This is a genomic window from Nisaea acidiphila, from assembly GCF_024662015.1.
Taxonomy (GTDB): domain Bacteria; phylum Pseudomonadota; class Alphaproteobacteria; order Thalassobaculales; family Thalassobaculaceae; genus Nisaea; species Nisaea acidiphila.
Genome location: NZ_CP102480.1, coordinates 3,219,674 through 3,235,289 on the forward strand (window position 1 = coordinate 3,219,674; position 15,616 = coordinate 3,235,289).

Sequence of the window (15,616 nt, forward strand, 5' to 3'; positions counted from 1 at the left end):
ACGACAGCTTCTTTTTCCGGTTCGGTTCGGGTGGGATGGAAAACAAAAAAAGCGTCCCGCAATGTCCGTTGCGGGACGCTTTCTCTTGAGGCTGAAGTCAGATGATCGCGAAATCCGATGCGCTCAATTCGCTCGGAGCGACCCCGATAAGCGTTACGGTATTGTCCCCTCCGAGAGAGATGACCGCGTCGCCATTCTCGGTCGCGCTGATACGCGACAACAGCTCCTGAACGCTTTCCGGGCCGTCGTCCGCATCGCCTTCGACATCGATCGGGTCCCACGCGATCACGTCACCGCCGTCAGGGTCGAAATCGATGATCGTGTCCCGCCCAGACTGACCGGCAAAGACGAATGTATCGGCTCCGGCGCCACCGGTTAGCTGATCGTCGTGACGGCCACCGTTCAGGACGTCGTTCCCGTCACCGCCGTTGATCGTATCGCTGTCTTTTCCGCCGTGGATCCAGTCGTTGCCGGCGCCGCCGTCGAGACTGTCGTCGCCGAGATTGCCATAGATGCGGTCGTCGCCATTACCGCCGAGGGCGACATCGTCGTTCTGTCCTCCGTAGAGAATATCAAGGCCGTCATCCCCGTGGAGATGGTCCGCGCCGATATTTCCGTAGAGGATGTCGTCGTCGTCCTCGCCGTACAGATCGTCATCGCCATCGCGCCCATAGAGCAGGTCCGACCCGATTCCGCCGTACAAATCGTCGTCGCTGTCATGACCCTCCAGAAGGTCATCGTCGAGATCGCCGTAATCGTCGTCGTCGTGATCGCTGTCGTGATCATCGTCGTCGTCGTCGTCATCCTCGAGGTCGAGGTCTCCGAACAACTTTTCGACCCAATCGTCGTCAAGTTCGTCGAAGTCAGCCATTGGATTCTCCTCGGCTCAATTTGCGGCATTGGCCGCCCTATCGCGCCGATATTGGCATCCGAACCTGACGTGAACCTGACAGCTTGAAGTTTTAGGTGAAACGGATGATCGCCTCGAACCCGTCTTCCCGGCCGGTGGCCGGAGACCTGAGTTCGAGCTCGCCTCCGGCCTGGGCAACGATAGTCTTCACGATCGCGAGACCTAGGCCGCTACCTTCGGCACGAGAGGATCCGCGAGAGAACCTCTCGGCAAGGCGATGCAGTTTTTCCGGCGGTACGATCGCGCTTTCGTTGATGACGCGTACCGAGCGGTCCCGTCCGATCGATATCGTGACGATCCCCTCCTTCGCACCGTGTACCAGCGCATTTTCGATCAGATTCCTCAAGGCGATCGCAAGCGTATCGAGATCGGTCTCGACAACATCCAGGTTTTCGTCGGCGGTATCGTCGACAAGTTCGACCCGGTCCGCATACGAAGGTTTTCGATTGAACTCGTCTACGAGATAACGTGCTACGTAGCTGAGTTTCATCGGCTCGCGCTTCAGTGCCACCCCTGCCTCTGCCCGCGAGAGCTGCAGCAGTTTCTCGACCAGGCCGCCCAGTTCCTTAAGAATTTCTTCTATCCGGTTCGCCCGTTCGACGGCCGGCGCGTGCTGCAGGTCTGCTTTCAGACGTGAGACTTGCGCCAGCGCGGACGCGACCGGCGTCCGCAGTTCATGAGCGCTGTTGGCGGCGAACGCGCGTTCTGCCTCCAGAGACTTCTGGAGACGCTCCAGCAACCGGTTTACATCCCCCACGATCGGGCTCAGTTCCTGCGGGAGAGGTCCGTCGTCGATAGGCGCCATGTTGCCGCCTCCGCGAGACGCTATGTCCGCGCGGACGCTCGCGATCGGAAACAGGGTTCCCGAGACGAAGCAACGAACGATGAAGGCCGAGAGCGGCAGCAATACGAACAGCGGGACGGTCAGCGTCAGCACCAGATTGAAGAGCGCCTCGTTCCGGTGACCCGAGGATTCCGCGACCTGGATGAAGATATCCCCGTCGGCATTCACCTCGGTATAGACGCGCCAGCCATTTCGGTCGGCATAACCTGGGATCAGGGGAGCGAGGAAGCCCTGACGGGGGGCGTCGTGCGAGCGGATGAGCACCCGGCCGTCCGAAGCCCGGATCTGGTATATGAGATATTCTTCATGCTCGGCGACAACGACGCCCTCGCGGATCTCGCGCGACCAGTCCGTGGGAGCTCCCCGCTGCCTCAGATCGTCGGCGGCAAGCGGTAGCAAACGTTGTGCGGTTTCCTGAAGGGCGCTGTCGAACACTTCGTTGAATTCGTGTCGAACGACGAACGTGGAAACGACCGTCGCAGCGATCCAGAGGGCTGCGATGGCTGCGCTCAAGCGGACGGTCAGGCGTTGTGTCAGGCTCCAACTCGCCATGCTCAGATCACCAGCTTGTAGCCGACGCCACGTTGTGTGCCGATCGCCTCAGCGCCCAGCTTTTTCCTCAGGCGGCTGATATGCACCTCCACCGCATTGCTTTCGACCTCCTCGCCGAACTCGTAGAGCGCTTCTTCGAATTTCTCCTTCGATACGATGGCACCGGGGCGCCAGGAGAGGAGGTCGAGTATTGCCCATTCACGACGTGTGAGAGTGATCTCCTCGCCGGATCTCCAAACCAGTTTTGCCGTCAGGTCGATCGAAATGTCACCGATATCGGTTACGGGCTTCAGGTTTCCGGAATAGCGTCTGATCACCGCTTGTATGCGCGCTGACAGCTCTTCCAGGTCGAAAGGCTTTACGAGGTAATCGTCCGCGCCGGCATTGAGCCCCGCGATCCGATCGCTGATCTGGTCCTGCGCGGTAAGGATGAGGACCGGACAGTCATTGCCTCGTTCCCGGATGGACTTGAGCAGACTGACGCCTTCTCCGTCCGGCAAATTCAGATCCAGGAGCAAAAGCTCGTAATCTGTTGCCGCCGCCGCGGCGTCCCCGTCCGCGAGAGTTTGCGCCCAATCGACAGCATGGCTCTCGCTTCTAAGGTGTTCCTGGACAGCCGCTCCGAGATGTTGTTCGTCCTCAATCAGCAGTATGCGCACGCGTGATCTCTTTCAGTTGCTTGCAATAACAAGCCGATCCGCCCATGCGGCACACCTTCCGGCAATACCCTCTGAAATGCAAATATTCAAAAATCGAGATATGTCCCGGCACCGCACAGCGGTCTTCTTGGTCGGCCGCTGAAGAGATGACAGTGCCGAGACAGTTGCTCCTGGCCCTGTTACTCGGCCGCGTCCTGATAGGCCTCCACCGGCGGGCAGGAGCAGATCAGGTTCTTGTCGCCGTAGGCCTGGTCGATCCTGGCGACCGGCGGCCAGTATTTCCCCTCGCGCAGGGACTTTATCGGGAAGGCGCCGCGCTCGCGGGAATATTTCCGCTCCCAATTGTCCGCCATCAGGTCGCCGGCGGTATGCGGTGCATGGGCAAGCGGGCTGTCCTCATAAGCGTAAGTCCCGCCTTCAATTTCCGCTATCTCCGCGCGGATCGCGATCATCGCCTCGCAGAACCGGTCGAGCTCGGAGAGCGGCTCGCTCTCGGTCGGCTCGATCATCAGCGTGCCGGCGACCGGGAAGGACATCGTCGGGGCGTGGAACCCATAATCCATCAGCCGCTTGGCGACATCGTCGACGGTGACCCCGGTGGCGTCCTTCAGCGGGCGGAGATCGATGATGCATTCATGCGCCACCAGCCCGTTCTTGCCCTTGTAGAGCACCGGGAAATGCGCCTCGAGACGTTGCGCGATGTAGTTGGCCGAAAGGATCGCCACCTCGGTTGCCTTGCGGAGTCCGTTGGCGCCCATCAGCTCGATGTAGCTCCAGGAGATCGGCAGGATGCCGGCGCTGCCGTAGGGCGCCGCGCTGACGGGTCCGATCGCGCTTTCCGGCGCGCCGAGATTGCGGTGGCCGGGCAGGAAGGGGGCGAGATGTTCGCCGACGCCGATCGGGCCGACGCCGGGGCCGCCGCCGCCATGCGGGATGCAGAAGGTCTTGTGCAGATTCAGGTGGCTGACGTCGGAGCCGAACTGGCCCGGCTTGCAGATCCCGACCATGGCGTTGAGGTTCGCGCCGTCCATATAGACCTGTCCGCCATGTTCGTGGATCAGGTCGCAGATCTCGGTGATGGTTTCCTCGAAGACGCCGTGGGTCGAGGGATAAGTGACCATAAGCGCGGCGAGGCTGGAACTGTGCTGTTCCACTTTCGCCTTCAGGTCTTCCATGTCGACGTTGCCGTTCTGGTCGCATTTGACGACCACGACCTTCATGCCGGCCATTGCCGCCGATGCCGGATTGGTGCCGTGCGCCGAGCTCGGGATCAGGCAGATATCGCGGCCGCCCTCGCCGCGGCTCTCGTGATAGGCGCGGATCGCCAGCAGGCCGGCATATTCGCCCTGGGAGCCTGCGTTCGGCTGCAGCGAAACCGCGGCGTAGCCGGTGATTTCCGCCAGCATGCGCTCCAGTTCGGCGATCATCTGGTGATAACCCTCGACCTGGTCGCGCGGGGCGAAGGGATGGATGTCGGAAAAGGCGGCCCAGGTGACCGGGATCATCTCGGTGGTCGCATTGAGCTTCATGGTGCAGGAGCCGAGCGGGATCATCGAGCGGTCGAGCGCCACGTCCTTGTCCGCGAGACGGCGCAGGTAGCGCAGCATCTCGGTCTCGGAATGGTAGGTATTGAAGGCCGGATGGGTAAGGAAATCGCTTTTGCGCACGAGGCTTTCCGGCAGCGCGTCCGGCGTGCGGGCGGAGACGCCCTCGTAGGTCAGCTCCTTCATCGAGTCGAAGGCCATCATGGCCCAGAGCCGCTCGACCAGTTCCTTGGTGCAGGTCTCGTCGAGCGAGATGCCGACCCGGTCGTCGAAGATCCGCAGATTGACGCCTTCGATGCGGGCCGCCTCGATGACGGAACCGGTCCAGTCGTCGGTTTTGACGATGATGGTGTCGAAGAAATTGTCATGCGCGATGGTGTAGCCGAGTTCGCGCAGGCCCTGGGCGAGGATCGCGGTGCGGCGATGCACCCGGCGGCCGATTTTCCGTAGGCCGTCGGGCCCGTGATAGCAGGCATAGGCGGCGGACATGACGGCGAGCAGGACCTGGGCGGTGCAGATATTGCTGGTCGCCTTCTCGCGTCGGATGTGCTGTTCGCGGGTCTGCAGGGCAAGCCGATAGGCCTTGTCGCCGTTGCGATCGACCGAGACGCCGACGATGCGTCCCGGGATGGAGCGCTTGTACTCGTCCCTGGTTGCGAAATAGGCGGCGTGCGGCCCGCCGAAGCCAAGCGGCACTCCGAAGCGCTGGCTGGTGCCGATGGCGACATCGGCGCCGAACTCTCCGGGAGGGGTGAGCTGGGTCAGCGCGAGAAGGTCGGCCGCGACCACGGCAAGGGCTCCCTGCGCATGGGCTTTTTTGACGATGGCGGCATAGTCCCCGACCGCGCCGTTCGTGTCCGGATATTGCAGCAGGATGGCGAAGGCGTCTTCCGGCAGCACGTCGGTCTCGTCGCCGACGGTGACCGTCACGCCGATCGGTTCGGCGCGGGTCTTCAGCACGTCGATGGTCTGCGGATGGCAATTCTGTGAGACGAAGAAGACGTCGCCCTTGTTCTTCGCCGCCTTCTTGGCGAAGGCCATGGCTTCGGCCGCGGCGGTCGCCTCGTCGAGCAGGGAAGCGTTGGCGATCTCCAGGCCGGTCAGGTCGCCGATCATGGTCTGGAAGTTCAGCAGCATTTCCAGGCGGCCCTGGCTGATCTCCGGCTGGTAAGGTGTGTAGGCGGTATACCAGGCCGGATTCTCCAGAATGTTTCGCAGGATGACGGCCGGCACGCGGGTGCCGTAATAGCCCATCCCGATCAGCGTCCGGTTCACCGTGTTGTTGTTGGCATATTGCCGGAGCTTCTGCAGCACCGCGCTTTCCGTCTGGGCGGGCGGCAGGTCGAGCGGGTCCTTCGAGCGGATCTTCGCCGGCACCGCGGCATCGATCAGGGCGTCGAGGCTCTCGTAGCCGAGCGCGTCGAGCATCTCCGCCTGTTCCTCCGGGCTCGGCCCGATATGGCGGCGAATGAACTCTTCGCTTTCTTCCTGCTCGGCGAAAGCCAGCCTGTTATCCGTCATCGCGTTCATCGCGTCAGCTCCTTCCGGCCGCTCGGCCGTGCATCATTCTTCACTTTGTTGGGGTACGGCCTCATCCGTCGGACAAGGCCGTACCCGTAGGTCAGGCCTCGGTGTGGGCCTTGTAGGCGTCCGCATCCATCAGGGCGTCGAATTCGGCCTTGTCGGAGATCTTGATCTTGTAGAACCAGGCAGCGCCCTCGGGATCGCTGTTCACCATGTCGGGTGTGTCGGCGAGCGCGTCGTTGGCCTCGATCACCTCGCCGCCGACGGGTGCGTAGAGCTCGCTCGCGGCCTTCACGGATTCGACGACCGCGGTCTCGTCGCCCTTGGCGACCTGCTTGCCGACATCGGGCACTTCCACGAAGACCACCTCGCCGAGCTGTTCCTGGGCGAAGTCGGTAATGCCGACGGTGCCGATCTCGCCGTCGAGATCGATCCATTCATGGTCTTCGGTAAAGCGGCGTTCGCTCATATGTCTGATCCCCTCAGGTGCTTTGTTTTCAACGTTTGTAGCCATTCGGGACGAACGGCATCTTGGCAGTACGTGCGGGAAGCGCTTTCCCGCGAACGACAACATTTACGGCGCTTCCGGCGGCGGCATGCTCCGATGCCACGTATCCCATCGCGACCGGCGCCTCGAGGCTGGGCCCGAAACCGCCGCTGGTGATGGCGCCGATGGTGGTGCCGTCCGGCGCCTGGATCTCGGTGCCCTCGCGGGCCGGTGCGCGGCCTTCCGGCAGGATGCCGACGCGCCTGCGGCTCGTGCCCTCGGCGATCTGTTTCTGGATCACGTCGGCGCCGGGGAAGCCCCCTTCCTCGCGCCGGCGCTTGCCGATCGACCAGGTGAGCGCGGCCTCGACCGGGGTCGTGGTCTCGTCGATATCGTGCCCATAGAGGCAGAGCCCGGCCTCGAGCCGGAGCGAATCGCGCGCGCCGAGGCCGATTGCCTCGACATCGTCCTGCGCCAGCAGCTTGCGGGCGAGGGCTTCGGCCTGATCGGCGGGTGCCGAGATTTCATAGCCGTCCTCGCCGGTATAGCCGGAGCGGGTGACAAGGCATTTCGCTCCGTCCACGTCGATCCATTTGCCGGTCAAAAACTGGAGTGTTGCAACTTCTGGAGCTAGAGCGGAAAGGGCAAACTCAGCGCTAGGGCCCTGCAAAGCGAGCAATGCTCGGTCATCATGGGAGATAACAGGGCCTGTGAGGCTCTCGCTCATGTGCTTGATGTCGAGATTCTTGCAGGCGGCGTTCACGACAACCATCAAACCTCTTTCGAGGCGAAAAACCATTAGGTCGTCAAGAATGCCGCCGTTCTCGTTGGTGAACATCGTGTAGCGCATTTGGCCGACTTCAAGTGACTGAAGATCGCCAGGTACCAACTGTTCAAGATCGCGAGCGGCATTTGGATCAGGCAGTTCGACCTGTCCCATATGCGAGACGTCGAAGAGGCCCGCCTTGGCGCGGGTATGCAGGTGCTCGGCCTTTACGCCCATGGGGTACTGCACCGGCATCTCGTAGCCGGCGAACGGCACCATCTTGGCGCCGAGTTCCGCATGCAGATCGTGAAGGGGAGTCTTCAGAAGGTCGGTGTCGGCCATAAATCTCTCCGGTCAGCGTAAAGGCGCCCCGGCCAAAGACCGGAACCAACCCCCTCTGTCGCTAACCTGAGAGATTCACCCGGGGAACTCTGTCCCGGGCTTTCACCGTGGGTGAGGCGGTTTCCCGCCTGCTTTCCAGATTGTCCTCGCCTCGAAGTCCTTTTGCCTGAGAGTTTCCGGGGGCGGTTGCTCCTTCGGCGCCGGCCCAGTCGCAGATAGCGGGCCGGTCTCTCCCTCGAGGGTCGTCGGTATTTCCGCGGAGGATAATCGTGCACGCTGGAAAAGGAAAGGGCGATGCGAGCGTCGTTTATACCAACCCGCTGGACGCCAAGTTTTCCCTGGGCAACGGTCGCCCCAGGCGGCGTCAAGTATCGCCGTCAGCTGGCGGAGAGGGTGGAGAATGAACGGAGAATTCGTGGTTCGTCCGGCCGAGGAGGCAGACTCGAATGACATCAGCGATGTCATCGCCGCGACGGTCCGCGAGTCGAATGCGATGGATTATTCTCGCGAAACGATCGAGACGGTGGTCGCGAGCAGCGGCCCCGTGCGCATGAGGGAACTGATCCTCGAGGGCGCGTTTTTCGTCGCTGAGCAAGGCGGTCGAATCGTCGGCGTCGCGGGGCTGGTCGACGATACGGTGCGCCGCTTGTTCGTTCTTCCCGAGTTCCAAGGCTCCGGCATCGGCCGCGATCTTCTTACCGCCCTGGAGAATGCGGCCGTTCACAGGGGCGTCCGGGTTCTACGCGTGAATTCCTCGCTGACCGCGGTCCGCTTCTATCGAAAGCTCGGATTCGCTGACGGGGGAGAGGAGTGCCTTAACGGCACGCGCTTCGTCAGAATGAGCAAGGCTCTGGCGGGTGAGTGAGCGCTCTCGGTTGCACGGGCGGCGATTGACGACGCAACTCTGCCAGTTGGTGGTGATGCTGCCCCAGAACCATCGGTTCAGCCGTTATTGGAGTGATGCCGGCTCCACCAGTCGCGCATCGCATAGAAAACGTCCCTGAGGTCGAGAGCGAGCGGCGTCGCGGTGTATTCGACCCGCGGGGGAACTTCCGGATAGATCTTTCTGCTGACCAGTCCGTCCGCCTCGAGCGCGCGCAGCTGGTTCGTCAGCATGGTTTGCGTGATGCCGCTGACGGAGCGCTTCAGCTCTCCGAACCGCTGGGTCCCGTCGAAGATCAGAATCTGCAGGATGGTGAGCTTCCACTTGCCGCCGATCAGCTTGGCGATGTTCGGCATCGGACAGGGCAGACCTGGCGCGCAGGCACCTGGGTCGCTTGGGGCCGGGGCAGTCGTCAGGTCGAGGGAACCGGTCATTAGGCCAAGAAATCCGCATTAGTATGGTTTTCATGAGTATATAAAAAAATACTGCCTACTTGCATAGAAATACTGATCTCCGCAGCCTGCGCGCATCGAAACCTTGAGACGGAGGCAAGCGATGAGCGAAGACAATTACCAGCGCGAAATAAGGGTGAAAGCGACGCCCGGCGATGTCTATGAGGCCCTCACCACCGGCTACGCGGCCTGGTGGACGGAGCCGGACGGTGCTTTCGAGAAAGAAGGGGACGTGGTCCGGTTCGGTTTCTCGGAGCGGCACGGATACTGGACGTTCAAGGCCGTTACGCTTTCGGAGGATCGCATCGAGCTCCAATGCGTCGAGGCAAAGCATATCCATCCGGGCGGTCCGGCGGAGTTCGAACGGGAATGGCTCGGCACGCATGTGCGCTGGGAGTTCCAGGATGGTGCCGACGGAAAGACCGTCATCCGCTTCGAACACGACGGCCTCACACCTGAACTCCACTGCTACGAGGTTTGTTCCGAGGGGTGGGACATGTTTTTCGTCGACAGCCTGAAGAGCTATCTCGACACCGGCGACGGAAAGCCGTTCCGAGCCTAGCGCCGCTGGCTGCCGTTCCGGGCGAGCTTTTCCTGGGGCATCTGGAAGCCGAGCGATTTGTCGCTTGATGGAGCTCTTAGGCGCTCGCATATGGGTAAGTTGGAGCCTTCCCACACGAACGTGCCAATCGATATTCCGTAAACCTGTTTCTTCTTCCAGCCAGAGAGATGAGCCGCATGCCCCTTCGTCGCCTCTCGATTGTCGCCGCCGCGTTGCTGGTGCCGGCTCTTATCCTCGGATATCTGGTCGCTACGGGAGAAAGGGGGCTGTCTTCGAGACGTGCGTCGTCGCCCTTCCCGCCTCGGGACGTTCCGACCAACCGCATGGATCCCCAGGGAGCCCGGGAACTCGGCTGGTCCTCGGATGGGCTGGATCGTGTCCTGGATTACCTGGCCCGGCTTAGCGCCGACTCATTCGTCCTTATGACCGATGGACAGACCGTTGCGTCGCTCGGCGATCTCGCGGTTCCGTATAGCATCCACTCCGCTCGCAAAGCGCTCCTCAGCGCCGTCGTCGGACAGCATGTGGGCGACGGGCCGAACGAGATTCCTCTGGATGCGACCCTCGCGGAACTCGGGATTGACGACGATCCACCGCCGCTTACGCCGCTGCAACGGCAGGCGACAGTGCTGCATCTTCTGAAAAGCATGTCCGGGATCAATCATCCCGCCGCCGCCGAAGGCGGGTTGACTGCGGACAAGGAGCGCCGGCTCGGAGATGGGGAAAACCAGCCAGGTACGATCTGGGCGTACAACAATTGGGACTACAACGCTCTGACGACCATCTTCGAGCGACGGACAGGCGTTTCCGTCTCCGAGGGGTTCCGCGCGGGCATCGCCGAGCCAGTAGGCATGCAGGATTTTACTCCGGAGTCGGCCTCATACATCGTGGAGCCCGCCCGGTCCCGGCACCGGGCGGCCATGTTCCGGATGTCAGCGCGCGACCTTGCCCGATTTGGGCAGCTTTTTCTCGATCGGGGCGTTGTGGACGACCGCTCCATCATGCCGGTTTCTTGGGTGGATCGCATCGCAGCGGATTACGCGGAGACCGGCATCGAAGGCTTGCGAGCCGGGCATGGCTATCTCTGGTGGATCCCGTCGCGCGACACCGGCTTGCCCGAGGGAAGTTTCTGCGCTTGGGGGCTCGGCCAGCAGACAGTGTTCGTTATTCCCGCCTGGAGCACTGTGATCATCCATCAGTCCGATACGACGGAATTCCTGAAACGATGGCTGACGCTCCAGGAAGAGGGCATGGACGGTGACGCGGCACTGGAGCGAATTGTGATGGACTGCCGCATGGAGGCCGGTATGAACAGCGCGTTCTGCCGGGAACATCGGTTCACAACCAGGCGGGAGTTTAATCGGCTGATTGGCTTGATCGTTGACGCGCGCGGCTAGCCGCGCGTGAAAGACGCCATCTTTACGAGGGGGCGGCGAGAAGGTCCGGCCTGTGGCTAACGCCGCTGGCTTCGGTTATAGGCGAGCTGCTCCTGCGTCAGCTGGAAACCGATCATCACCCTGTAATTGTTCAGCGTCAGCCTGTTCGCCGGATAGGGGATCGTCGGCTCGAACTCGTCGGTGATGGCGACACGGCGCAGATTGCCCTTGAAAGGCAGGCTGGCCTCGAAGACCTCTTTGGCGATGACGGCGCCGGTTTCGTCCGCGATGGCGAGGAAGTAGGTCACGTCGGCCTTGTTGTCGCGGTTCGCCGGGCCGCGCGTGGCAACCACCTGGAAGCCTATATCCATGGCGAGCGCATCGCTGTCGAAGTTGCAGACCGCGCTGAGCGAACCGAATCGGGCATCGAACCGGACGTCCGTCAGGTCCCCGACGGCGCCGTCGGTGAACACGGTGACATGGTCGAGATCGGTCACGAAATCGGTCCTGGGGCAGCCCGGCGGCGGGCCGTCATCCGAAGAGCAGGCCGCGACGAGGGCCAGCAGTGCGAGGGATAGCGCGGCACGGGTCACGGAGCGAAGGCGCGGGCGACGGAACATGGATCAGCTCTGCTAGGGTCTGGATGCGGCTACACTAACCGGTCCGGGGCGGCCCGGCAAATGGCCCGGACGTGCACCGCCGCCGCTGCGCTCCGCTATGGACAAGTCCCGGCGGAGGGACTACATCGCGGGGCATGACCGGAGCCGATCTCACCATATTGCTGGCAACGCCGCGCGGTTTCTGCGCCGGTGTCGACCGTGCGATCCAGATCGTCGAGCGCAGCCTCGAGAAATACGGCGCGCCGGTCTATGTCCGGCACGAGATCGTGCATAACCGCTTCGTCGTCGAGGGGCTGGAGAAGAAAGGCGCCATCTTCGTCGAGGAGCTGGACCAGGTGCCGGTAGATGCGCCGGTGGTGTTCAGCGCGCACGGTGTGCCGAAATCTGTTCCGGCGGAGGCCGAGCGCCGCAAGATGGTCTATCTCGACGCCACCTGTCCGCTGGTCAGTAAGGTGCATCTCGAAGCCGAGCGGCACCTGAAGCAGGGCCGCCACATAATTCTGATAGGCCATGCCGGCCACCCGGAGGTGATCGGCACCATGGGGCAGGTCCCGGAAGGCACGATCACGCTGGTGGAAACCCGCGCCGATGCGGAGACGGTAAGCTTCGAGGGCGACCCGGAACTCGCCTTCATCACCCAGACGACGCTCTCGGTGGACGACACAGCCGAGATCGTCTCTGTGTTGCAGAGCCGTTTTCCGAAGATGGTCGCGCCGGCCAAGGAAGATATCTGCTACGCCACCACCAACCGCCAGGAGGCGGTGAAGGCGATCGCCGAGCGCTGCGACGGCATTGTCGTGATCGGAGCGCCGAATTCGTCCAACTCCAAGCGTCTGGTCGAGGTCGCCAAGGGGCGCGGCTGCGAGAAGGCGCTGCTGATCCAGCGCGCGACCGACATCGACTGGGACTGGATGGAAGGGGTGTCCGTGCTCGGCATCACCGCCGGGGCCTCGGCGCCGGAAGTGCTGGTCGACGAGGTGATCGACGCCTGCCGCGCGCACCGCAGCGTCACCATCGAGGAGGTGACCGTCGCGCGCGAGGACGTCCGTTTCAAACTGCCCCGCGAATTAGCGAGCTGAGTCCGTGGCCGTCTATACCTCCGTTTCCGACGACGATCTCGAAACCTTCCTGAAAGCATACGATATCGGCGATCCGCTCTCCTTCGCCGGCATCGCGGAAGGGGTAGAGAACTCGAACTTCATGGTCCGCACGACGACCGGCACCTACATCCTCACGCTCTACGAGAAGCGGGTCGATCCGGATGACCTGCCGTTCTTCCTCAATCTGATGAACCATCTCTCGGCGAAGGGGCTGTCCTGTCCTGAGCCCGTGCGGACTCGCTCCGGAGAGATGCTGGCCTCGCTGAACGACCGACCGGCGGCGGTGGTGACATTTCTCGACGGAGTCTGGCATCGCAAGGTCAGCCCCGCGCATTGTTACGCGCTCGGTGGCGAGCTGGCGCGGATGCACGATCTCGGCGGCGATTTTTCGATGGTGCGGGAGAACAATCTCTCCGTCGCTTCATGGCGCCCCCTCCTGGAGTCCTGCGGTCCGCAATCCGACGGCGTGAAGCCGGGGCTTTATGCCTTCCTTGAGCAGGAAATCACCTTCCTTGAGCAGAACTGGCCGAAGGACCTGCCGCGCGGCGTGGTTCATGCGGATCTCTTTCCGGACAATGTCTTCTTCCTCGGCGACAAGGTGTCCGGCTTCATCGATTTCTATTTCGCCTGCACCGACATGCTGGTCTACGACCTCGCGATCTGCTTGAACGCCTGGTGCTTCGAGACGGACGGCAGCTTCAACGTGACCAAGGCGCGGCAGATGATCTCCTCCTACGACGCGGTCCGCAAACTCTCTGACGCGGAAATGGCGGCGCTGCCGGTGCTGGCCCGGGGCTCCGCTACGCGGTTTCTGCTGACCCGGCTCTATGACTGGATCAACCATCCGGAGGGCGCCTTCGTGAAACCGAAGGACCCGATGGAGTACCACCGCAAGCTGAGCTTCCATCAGTCCGTCACTTCGAGCGCGGGCTACGGCATCTGATGTCCGGAAAAAAGGTCGAGATCTATACGGACGGCGCCTGCAGCGGCAATCCGGGGCCCGGTGGCTGGGGGGCGATCCTGCGCTATGGCGATGCCGAGAAGGAACTTTCCGGCGGCGATAAGGAAACGACCAACAACCGCATGGAGCTGATGGCGGCGATCACTGCGCTGGAGACGTTGAAGCGATCCATGCACGTGGATCTCTATACGGACAGCGTTTATGTCCGCGACGGCATCACCAAGTGGATCCACGGCTGGAAGAAGCGCGGCTGGCGCACGGCCGACAAGAAGCCGGTGAAGAATGTCGAACTTTGGCAGCGGTTGGACGAGGCGGCGGCACGGCACGAGATCGCCTGGCACTGGGTGAAGGGCCATGCCGGCCACCCGGAGAACGAACGCGCGGACGAGCTGGCCCGCAACGCGATTCCGTGACCGCCCCGGACGAGAGGACCCGCTGGGACATCGTCACGCTGGCCGTCGGCGCCGGAGTGATCGCGGCGCTGCAGGTCGGCAAGGTGCCGCCGGCGCTCCCCGAACTCCGTACCGATCTCGGCCTCACGCTGGTCGGCGGTGGCTGGCTTGCCTCTCTCCTGCATCTTTTCGCAGCGCTCTTCGCCATCGGCATGAGTATGGCGACCGACCGGGTGGGGCCTGCCCGTCTGCTGGTTGTCTCGATGCTGGTCATGGCCGCCGGCTCCGCGCTCGGCGCGCTCTCCGGTTCCACGGCTCTGCTGTTCGCCGGACGTGCTCTGGAGAGCCTCGGTTTCCTCGGCGCCTCGATCTCGGCGCCAACCTTGATCGTCGCCGCCGCCGTACCGCGCGACCGGTCGCTCGCGCTCGGCATCTGGTCGGCTTATTTCCCGGTGGGGGCCGCGATCGCGATGGTGGCCGCGCCGATCTTTCTCAATGGGCCCGGATGGCGCGGGCTCTGGCTGGCGGACGCGGCGATCTGCCTTGCCGTCGCGGTCCTGCTTGCCATTCTGGTCCGTCCGGCGCACTGGCCGGATGTTCCGGGCCCGCGCCGCGGTCGCGGTCTGAGGGATGTCGCGGAGACCCTGCGCCTGCCCGGCCCCTACCTGTTCGCGCTGTCCTTCTTTCTCTATGCCTGCGCGATCTTTGCGCTGATGACCTGGATGCCGACCTTCCTGCTGGAGCGGCTGGGATATTCGCTGGAAAGCGCGGCCCTGATCGGCGCGCTCGTCGTTCTGGTGAACGTGGTCGGAAATCTCGGCGCGGCCTGGCTCATGCACCGGAACGTGCCGCGCTGGAGCATCATCGCCATCAGTTTCCTCGGTGTCCTTGGCACCGCCTGGTTCGTCTTCGCGGGTACGGCGCCGGATGCGCTCCGGGTGCCGGCGGCGGTGGCCATGTCCTGCATCTGCGGAGTCCTGCCGGCGGCCTGTCTCTCCGGCGCGCCGGCCCATGCCCGATCCTCCGCCGAGGTCGCGACCTGCAGCGGCGTGGTGGTGCACGGCTCCAATCTCGGCAATCTGCTGGCGGCCCCGATCTTCGCGACCGTGGTGACCTATTTCGGCGGCTGGTCGAACGGCCACCTGCCGATGATCGGCCTCGGGATCGCGGGGCTTGCGGTGACGGTGTTGGTGCGCGCCGTGGACCGGGAGCGCTAACCGGCGCCGAATCGTTCCAGCAGCGCGTCGAAGCCGCTCTTGTAGATGAACTTCACGATGCCGGCGGCCTTCTCCTCGGCGCCTTCGTCCGGGGCGAAGGCGGAATGCCAGCGGACGATCGAGCCGCCATCGGAGTCCTCGACACTCATCCAGGCGGAATAGTTCTCCATCGGGAAGGGCTTGCCGACAATGGCGTAGCGCATCCGCCGGCCTTCGTCGTCCCGTTCGAGCTGGACCTCGTCGAAGACCGGTCCGCCGTTGCCGCTATGGACACGCCGGATCCCGCCGGCACCGATCGCCTCGATCCTGTCGACCGCCGGATGCCATTGGTGGATGTTAAGGAAATCCCCGACGACTGCCCACACATCGGCGGCCGGAGCCGCCAGTTTCACGCTCATATCGACTGTCGCCATCATGTCCTCCCG

Annotated in this window: 16 protein-coding genes and 2 riboswitches; of the genes, 7 read left to right on the forward strand and 9 right to left on the reverse strand. The window is 63.0% G+C overall.

Translation table 11 applies throughout. The features are described 5' to 3' along the window. Nucleotides 1-97: 97 nt before the first annotated feature. From NUH88_RS14990 to gcvT, 6 genes are all read right to left on the reverse strand, one after another. A complete protein-coding gene (locus tag NUH88_RS14990; RefSeq protein ID WP_257767211.1) occupies nucleotides 98-871 on the reverse strand; it encodes a calcium-binding protein in 774 nt (257 codons plus the stop codon). Nucleotides 872-962: 91 nt separating this feature from the next. After that, on the reverse strand, nucleotides 963-2,306 hold the full coding sequence (locus tag NUH88_RS14995) for a sensor histidine kinase (protein ID WP_257767212.1): 1,344 nt from the start codon (nucleotides 2,304-2,306) through the stop codon (nucleotides 963-965). 2 nt (nucleotides 2,307-2,308) lie between these two features. Next, nucleotides 2,309-2,965, reverse strand: a complete 657-nt coding sequence (locus tag NUH88_RS15000; RefSeq protein ID WP_257767213.1) for a response regulator — start codon at nucleotides 2,963-2,965, stop codon at nucleotides 2,309-2,311. 179 nt (nucleotides 2,966-3,144) lie between these two features. Beyond that, nucleotides 3,145-6,039 (reverse strand): aminomethyl-transferring glycine dehydrogenase, encoded by a 2,895-nt coding sequence (gcvP, locus tag NUH88_RS15005; protein WP_444329677.1) that lies wholly within the window; start codon nucleotides 6,037-6,039, stop codon nucleotides 3,145-3,147. A 91-nt stretch (nucleotides 6,040-6,130) separates the two neighbouring features. Continuing rightward, nucleotides 6,131-6,502, reverse strand: a complete 372-nt coding sequence (gcvH, locus tag NUH88_RS15010; RefSeq protein ID WP_257767214.1) for a glycine cleavage system protein GcvH — start codon at nucleotides 6,500-6,502, stop codon at nucleotides 6,131-6,133. Between the two features lie 28 nt (nucleotides 6,503-6,530). Continuing rightward, nucleotides 6,531-7,628, reverse strand: coding sequence for a glycine cleavage system aminomethyltransferase GcvT (gene gcvT / locus NUH88_RS15015; RefSeq protein WP_257767215.1), 1,098 nt, complete (start codon nucleotides 7,626-7,628; stop codon nucleotides 6,531-6,533). Between the two features lie 54 nt (nucleotides 7,629-7,682). Further along, nucleotides 7,683-7,768, reverse strand: a riboswitch (glycine riboswitch). Nucleotides 7,769-7,772: 4 nt separating this feature from the next. Beyond that, nucleotides 7,773-7,874, reverse strand: a riboswitch (glycine riboswitch). Between the two features lie 154 nt (nucleotides 7,875-8,028). Between gcvT and NUH88_RS15020 the strand changes: the two genes are divergently transcribed. Then, nucleotides 8,029-8,493 (forward strand): GNAT family N-acetyltransferase, encoded by a 465-nt coding sequence (locus tag NUH88_RS15020; RefSeq protein WP_257767216.1) that lies wholly within the window; start codon nucleotides 8,029-8,031, stop codon nucleotides 8,491-8,493. 77 nt (nucleotides 8,494-8,570) lie between these two features. Here the strand turns inward: NUH88_RS15020 and NUH88_RS15025 are convergent, their stop codons facing one another. Then, complete coding sequence (locus tag NUH88_RS15025; protein ID WP_257767217.1) at nucleotides 8,571-8,945, reverse strand: winged helix-turn-helix transcriptional regulator; 375 nt, start codon at nucleotides 8,943-8,945, stop codon at nucleotides 8,571-8,573. 121 nt (nucleotides 8,946-9,066) lie between these two features. Here NUH88_RS15025 and NUH88_RS15030 point away from each other — a divergent pair, with 121 nt between their 5' ends. After that, nucleotides 9,067-9,525, forward strand: a complete 459-nt coding sequence (locus NUH88_RS15030) for an SRPBCC family protein (protein WP_257767218.1) — start codon at nucleotides 9,067-9,069, stop codon at nucleotides 9,523-9,525. Nucleotides 9,526-9,701: 176 nt separating this feature from the next. Then, nucleotides 9,702-10,922, forward strand: coding sequence for a serine hydrolase domain-containing protein (locus NUH88_RS15035; RefSeq protein WP_257767219.1), 1,221 nt, complete (start codon nucleotides 9,702-9,704; stop codon nucleotides 10,920-10,922). A 56-nt stretch (nucleotides 10,923-10,978) separates the two neighbouring features. Here the strand turns inward: NUH88_RS15035 and NUH88_RS15040 are convergent, their stop codons facing one another. Next, a complete protein-coding gene (locus NUH88_RS15040; RefSeq protein ID WP_257767220.1) occupies nucleotides 10,979-11,521 on the reverse strand; it encodes a hypothetical protein in 543 nt (180 codons plus the stop codon). A gap of 134 nt (nucleotides 11,522-11,655) precedes the next feature. Between NUH88_RS15040 and ispH the strand changes: the two genes are divergently transcribed. From ispH to NUH88_RS15060, 4 genes are read left to right on the forward strand one after another with little or no spacing between them, the layout of a single operon-like run. Continuing rightward, the gene (gene ispH, locus NUH88_RS15045; RefSeq protein WP_257767221.1) at nucleotides 11,656-12,600 is read left to right on the forward strand and encodes a 4-hydroxy-3-methylbut-2-enyl diphosphate reductase; all 945 of its coding nucleotides are present in this window, start codon (nucleotides 11,656-11,658) and stop codon (nucleotides 12,598-12,600) included. Between the two features lie 4 nt (nucleotides 12,601-12,604). After that, on the forward strand, nucleotides 12,605-13,564 hold the full coding sequence (locus NUH88_RS15050) for a homoserine kinase (RefSeq protein WP_257767222.1): 960 nt from the start codon (nucleotides 12,605-12,607) through the stop codon (nucleotides 13,562-13,564). Beyond that, nucleotides 13,564-13,995 carry a ribonuclease HI gene (rnhA, locus tag NUH88_RS15055; RefSeq protein WP_257767223.1) on the forward strand — a complete coding sequence of 144 codons (432 nt, stop codon included), beginning with the start codon at nucleotides 13,564-13,566 and terminating at the stop codon, nucleotides 13,993-13,995. Before NUH88_RS15050 ends, rnhA begins: the two co-directional genes overlap by 1 nt. Then, nucleotides 13,992-15,191, forward strand: coding sequence for an MFS transporter (locus tag NUH88_RS15060; protein ID WP_257767224.1), 1,200 nt, complete (start codon nucleotides 13,992-13,994; stop codon nucleotides 15,189-15,191). Before rnhA ends, NUH88_RS15060 begins: the two co-directional genes overlap by 4 nt. Here NUH88_RS15060 and NUH88_RS15065 read toward each other — a convergent pair. Continuing rightward, nucleotides 15,188-15,604 carry an SRPBCC family protein gene (locus NUH88_RS15065; RefSeq protein WP_257767225.1) on the reverse strand — a complete coding sequence of 139 codons (417 nt, stop codon included), beginning with the start codon at nucleotides 15,602-15,604 and terminating at the stop codon, nucleotides 15,188-15,190. The two genes, NUH88_RS15060 and NUH88_RS15065, sit on opposite strands and share 4 nt — an antisense overlap. Nucleotides 15,605-15,616 lie beyond the last annotated feature (12 nt).

What these genes read in the sequence shown, in the direction of transcription:
- ispH (WP_257767221.1), top strand. Translation starts at nt 11,656, where the DNA reads ATGACCGGAGCCGATCTCACCATATTGCTGGCAACGCCGCGCGGTTTC.
- NUH88_RS14990 (WP_257767211.1), bottom strand. Translation starts at nt 871, where the DNA reads ATGGCTGACTTCGACGAACTTGACGACGATTGGGTCGAAAAGTTGTTC.
- NUH88_RS14995 (WP_257767212.1), bottom strand. Translation starts at nt 2,306, where the DNA reads ATGGCGAGTTGGAGCCTGACACAACGCCTGACCGTCCGCTTGAGCGCA.
- gcvH (WP_257767214.1), bottom strand. Translation starts at nt 6,502, where the DNA reads ATGAGCGAACGCCGCTTTACCGAAGACCATGAATGGATCGATCTCGAC.
- rnhA (WP_257767223.1), top strand. Translation starts at nt 13,564, where the DNA reads ATGTCCGGAAAAAAGGTCGAGATCTATACGGACGGCGCCTGCAGCGGC.
- NUH88_RS15035 (WP_257767219.1), top strand. Translation starts at nt 9,702, where the DNA reads ATGCCCCTTCGTCGCCTCTCGATTGTCGCCGCCGCGTTGCTGGTGCCG.
- NUH88_RS15040 (WP_257767220.1), bottom strand. Translation starts at nt 11,521, where the DNA reads ATGTTCCGTCGCCCGCGCCTTCGCTCCGTGACCCGTGCCGCGCTATCC.
- NUH88_RS15020 (WP_257767216.1), top strand. Translation starts at nt 8,029, where the DNA reads ATGAACGGAGAATTCGTGGTTCGTCCGGCCGAGGAGGCAGACTCGAAT.
- gcvP (WP_444329677.1), bottom strand. Translation starts at nt 6,039, where the DNA reads ATGAACGCGATGACGGATAACAGGCTGGCTTTCGCCGAGCAGGAAGAA.
- NUH88_RS15065 (WP_257767225.1), bottom strand. Translation starts at nt 15,604, where the DNA reads ATGGCGACAGTCGATATGAGCGTGAAACTGGCGGCTCCGGCCGCCGAT.
- NUH88_RS15030 (WP_257767218.1), top strand. Translation starts at nt 9,067, where the DNA reads ATGAGCGAAGACAATTACCAGCGCGAAATAAGGGTGAAAGCGACGCCC.
- NUH88_RS15025 (WP_257767217.1), bottom strand. Translation starts at nt 8,945, where the DNA reads ATGACCGGTTCCCTCGACCTGACGACTGCCCCGGCCCCAAGCGACCCA.
- gcvT (WP_257767215.1), bottom strand. Translation starts at nt 7,628, where the DNA reads ATGGCCGACACCGACCTTCTGAAGACTCCCCTTCACGATCTGCATGCG.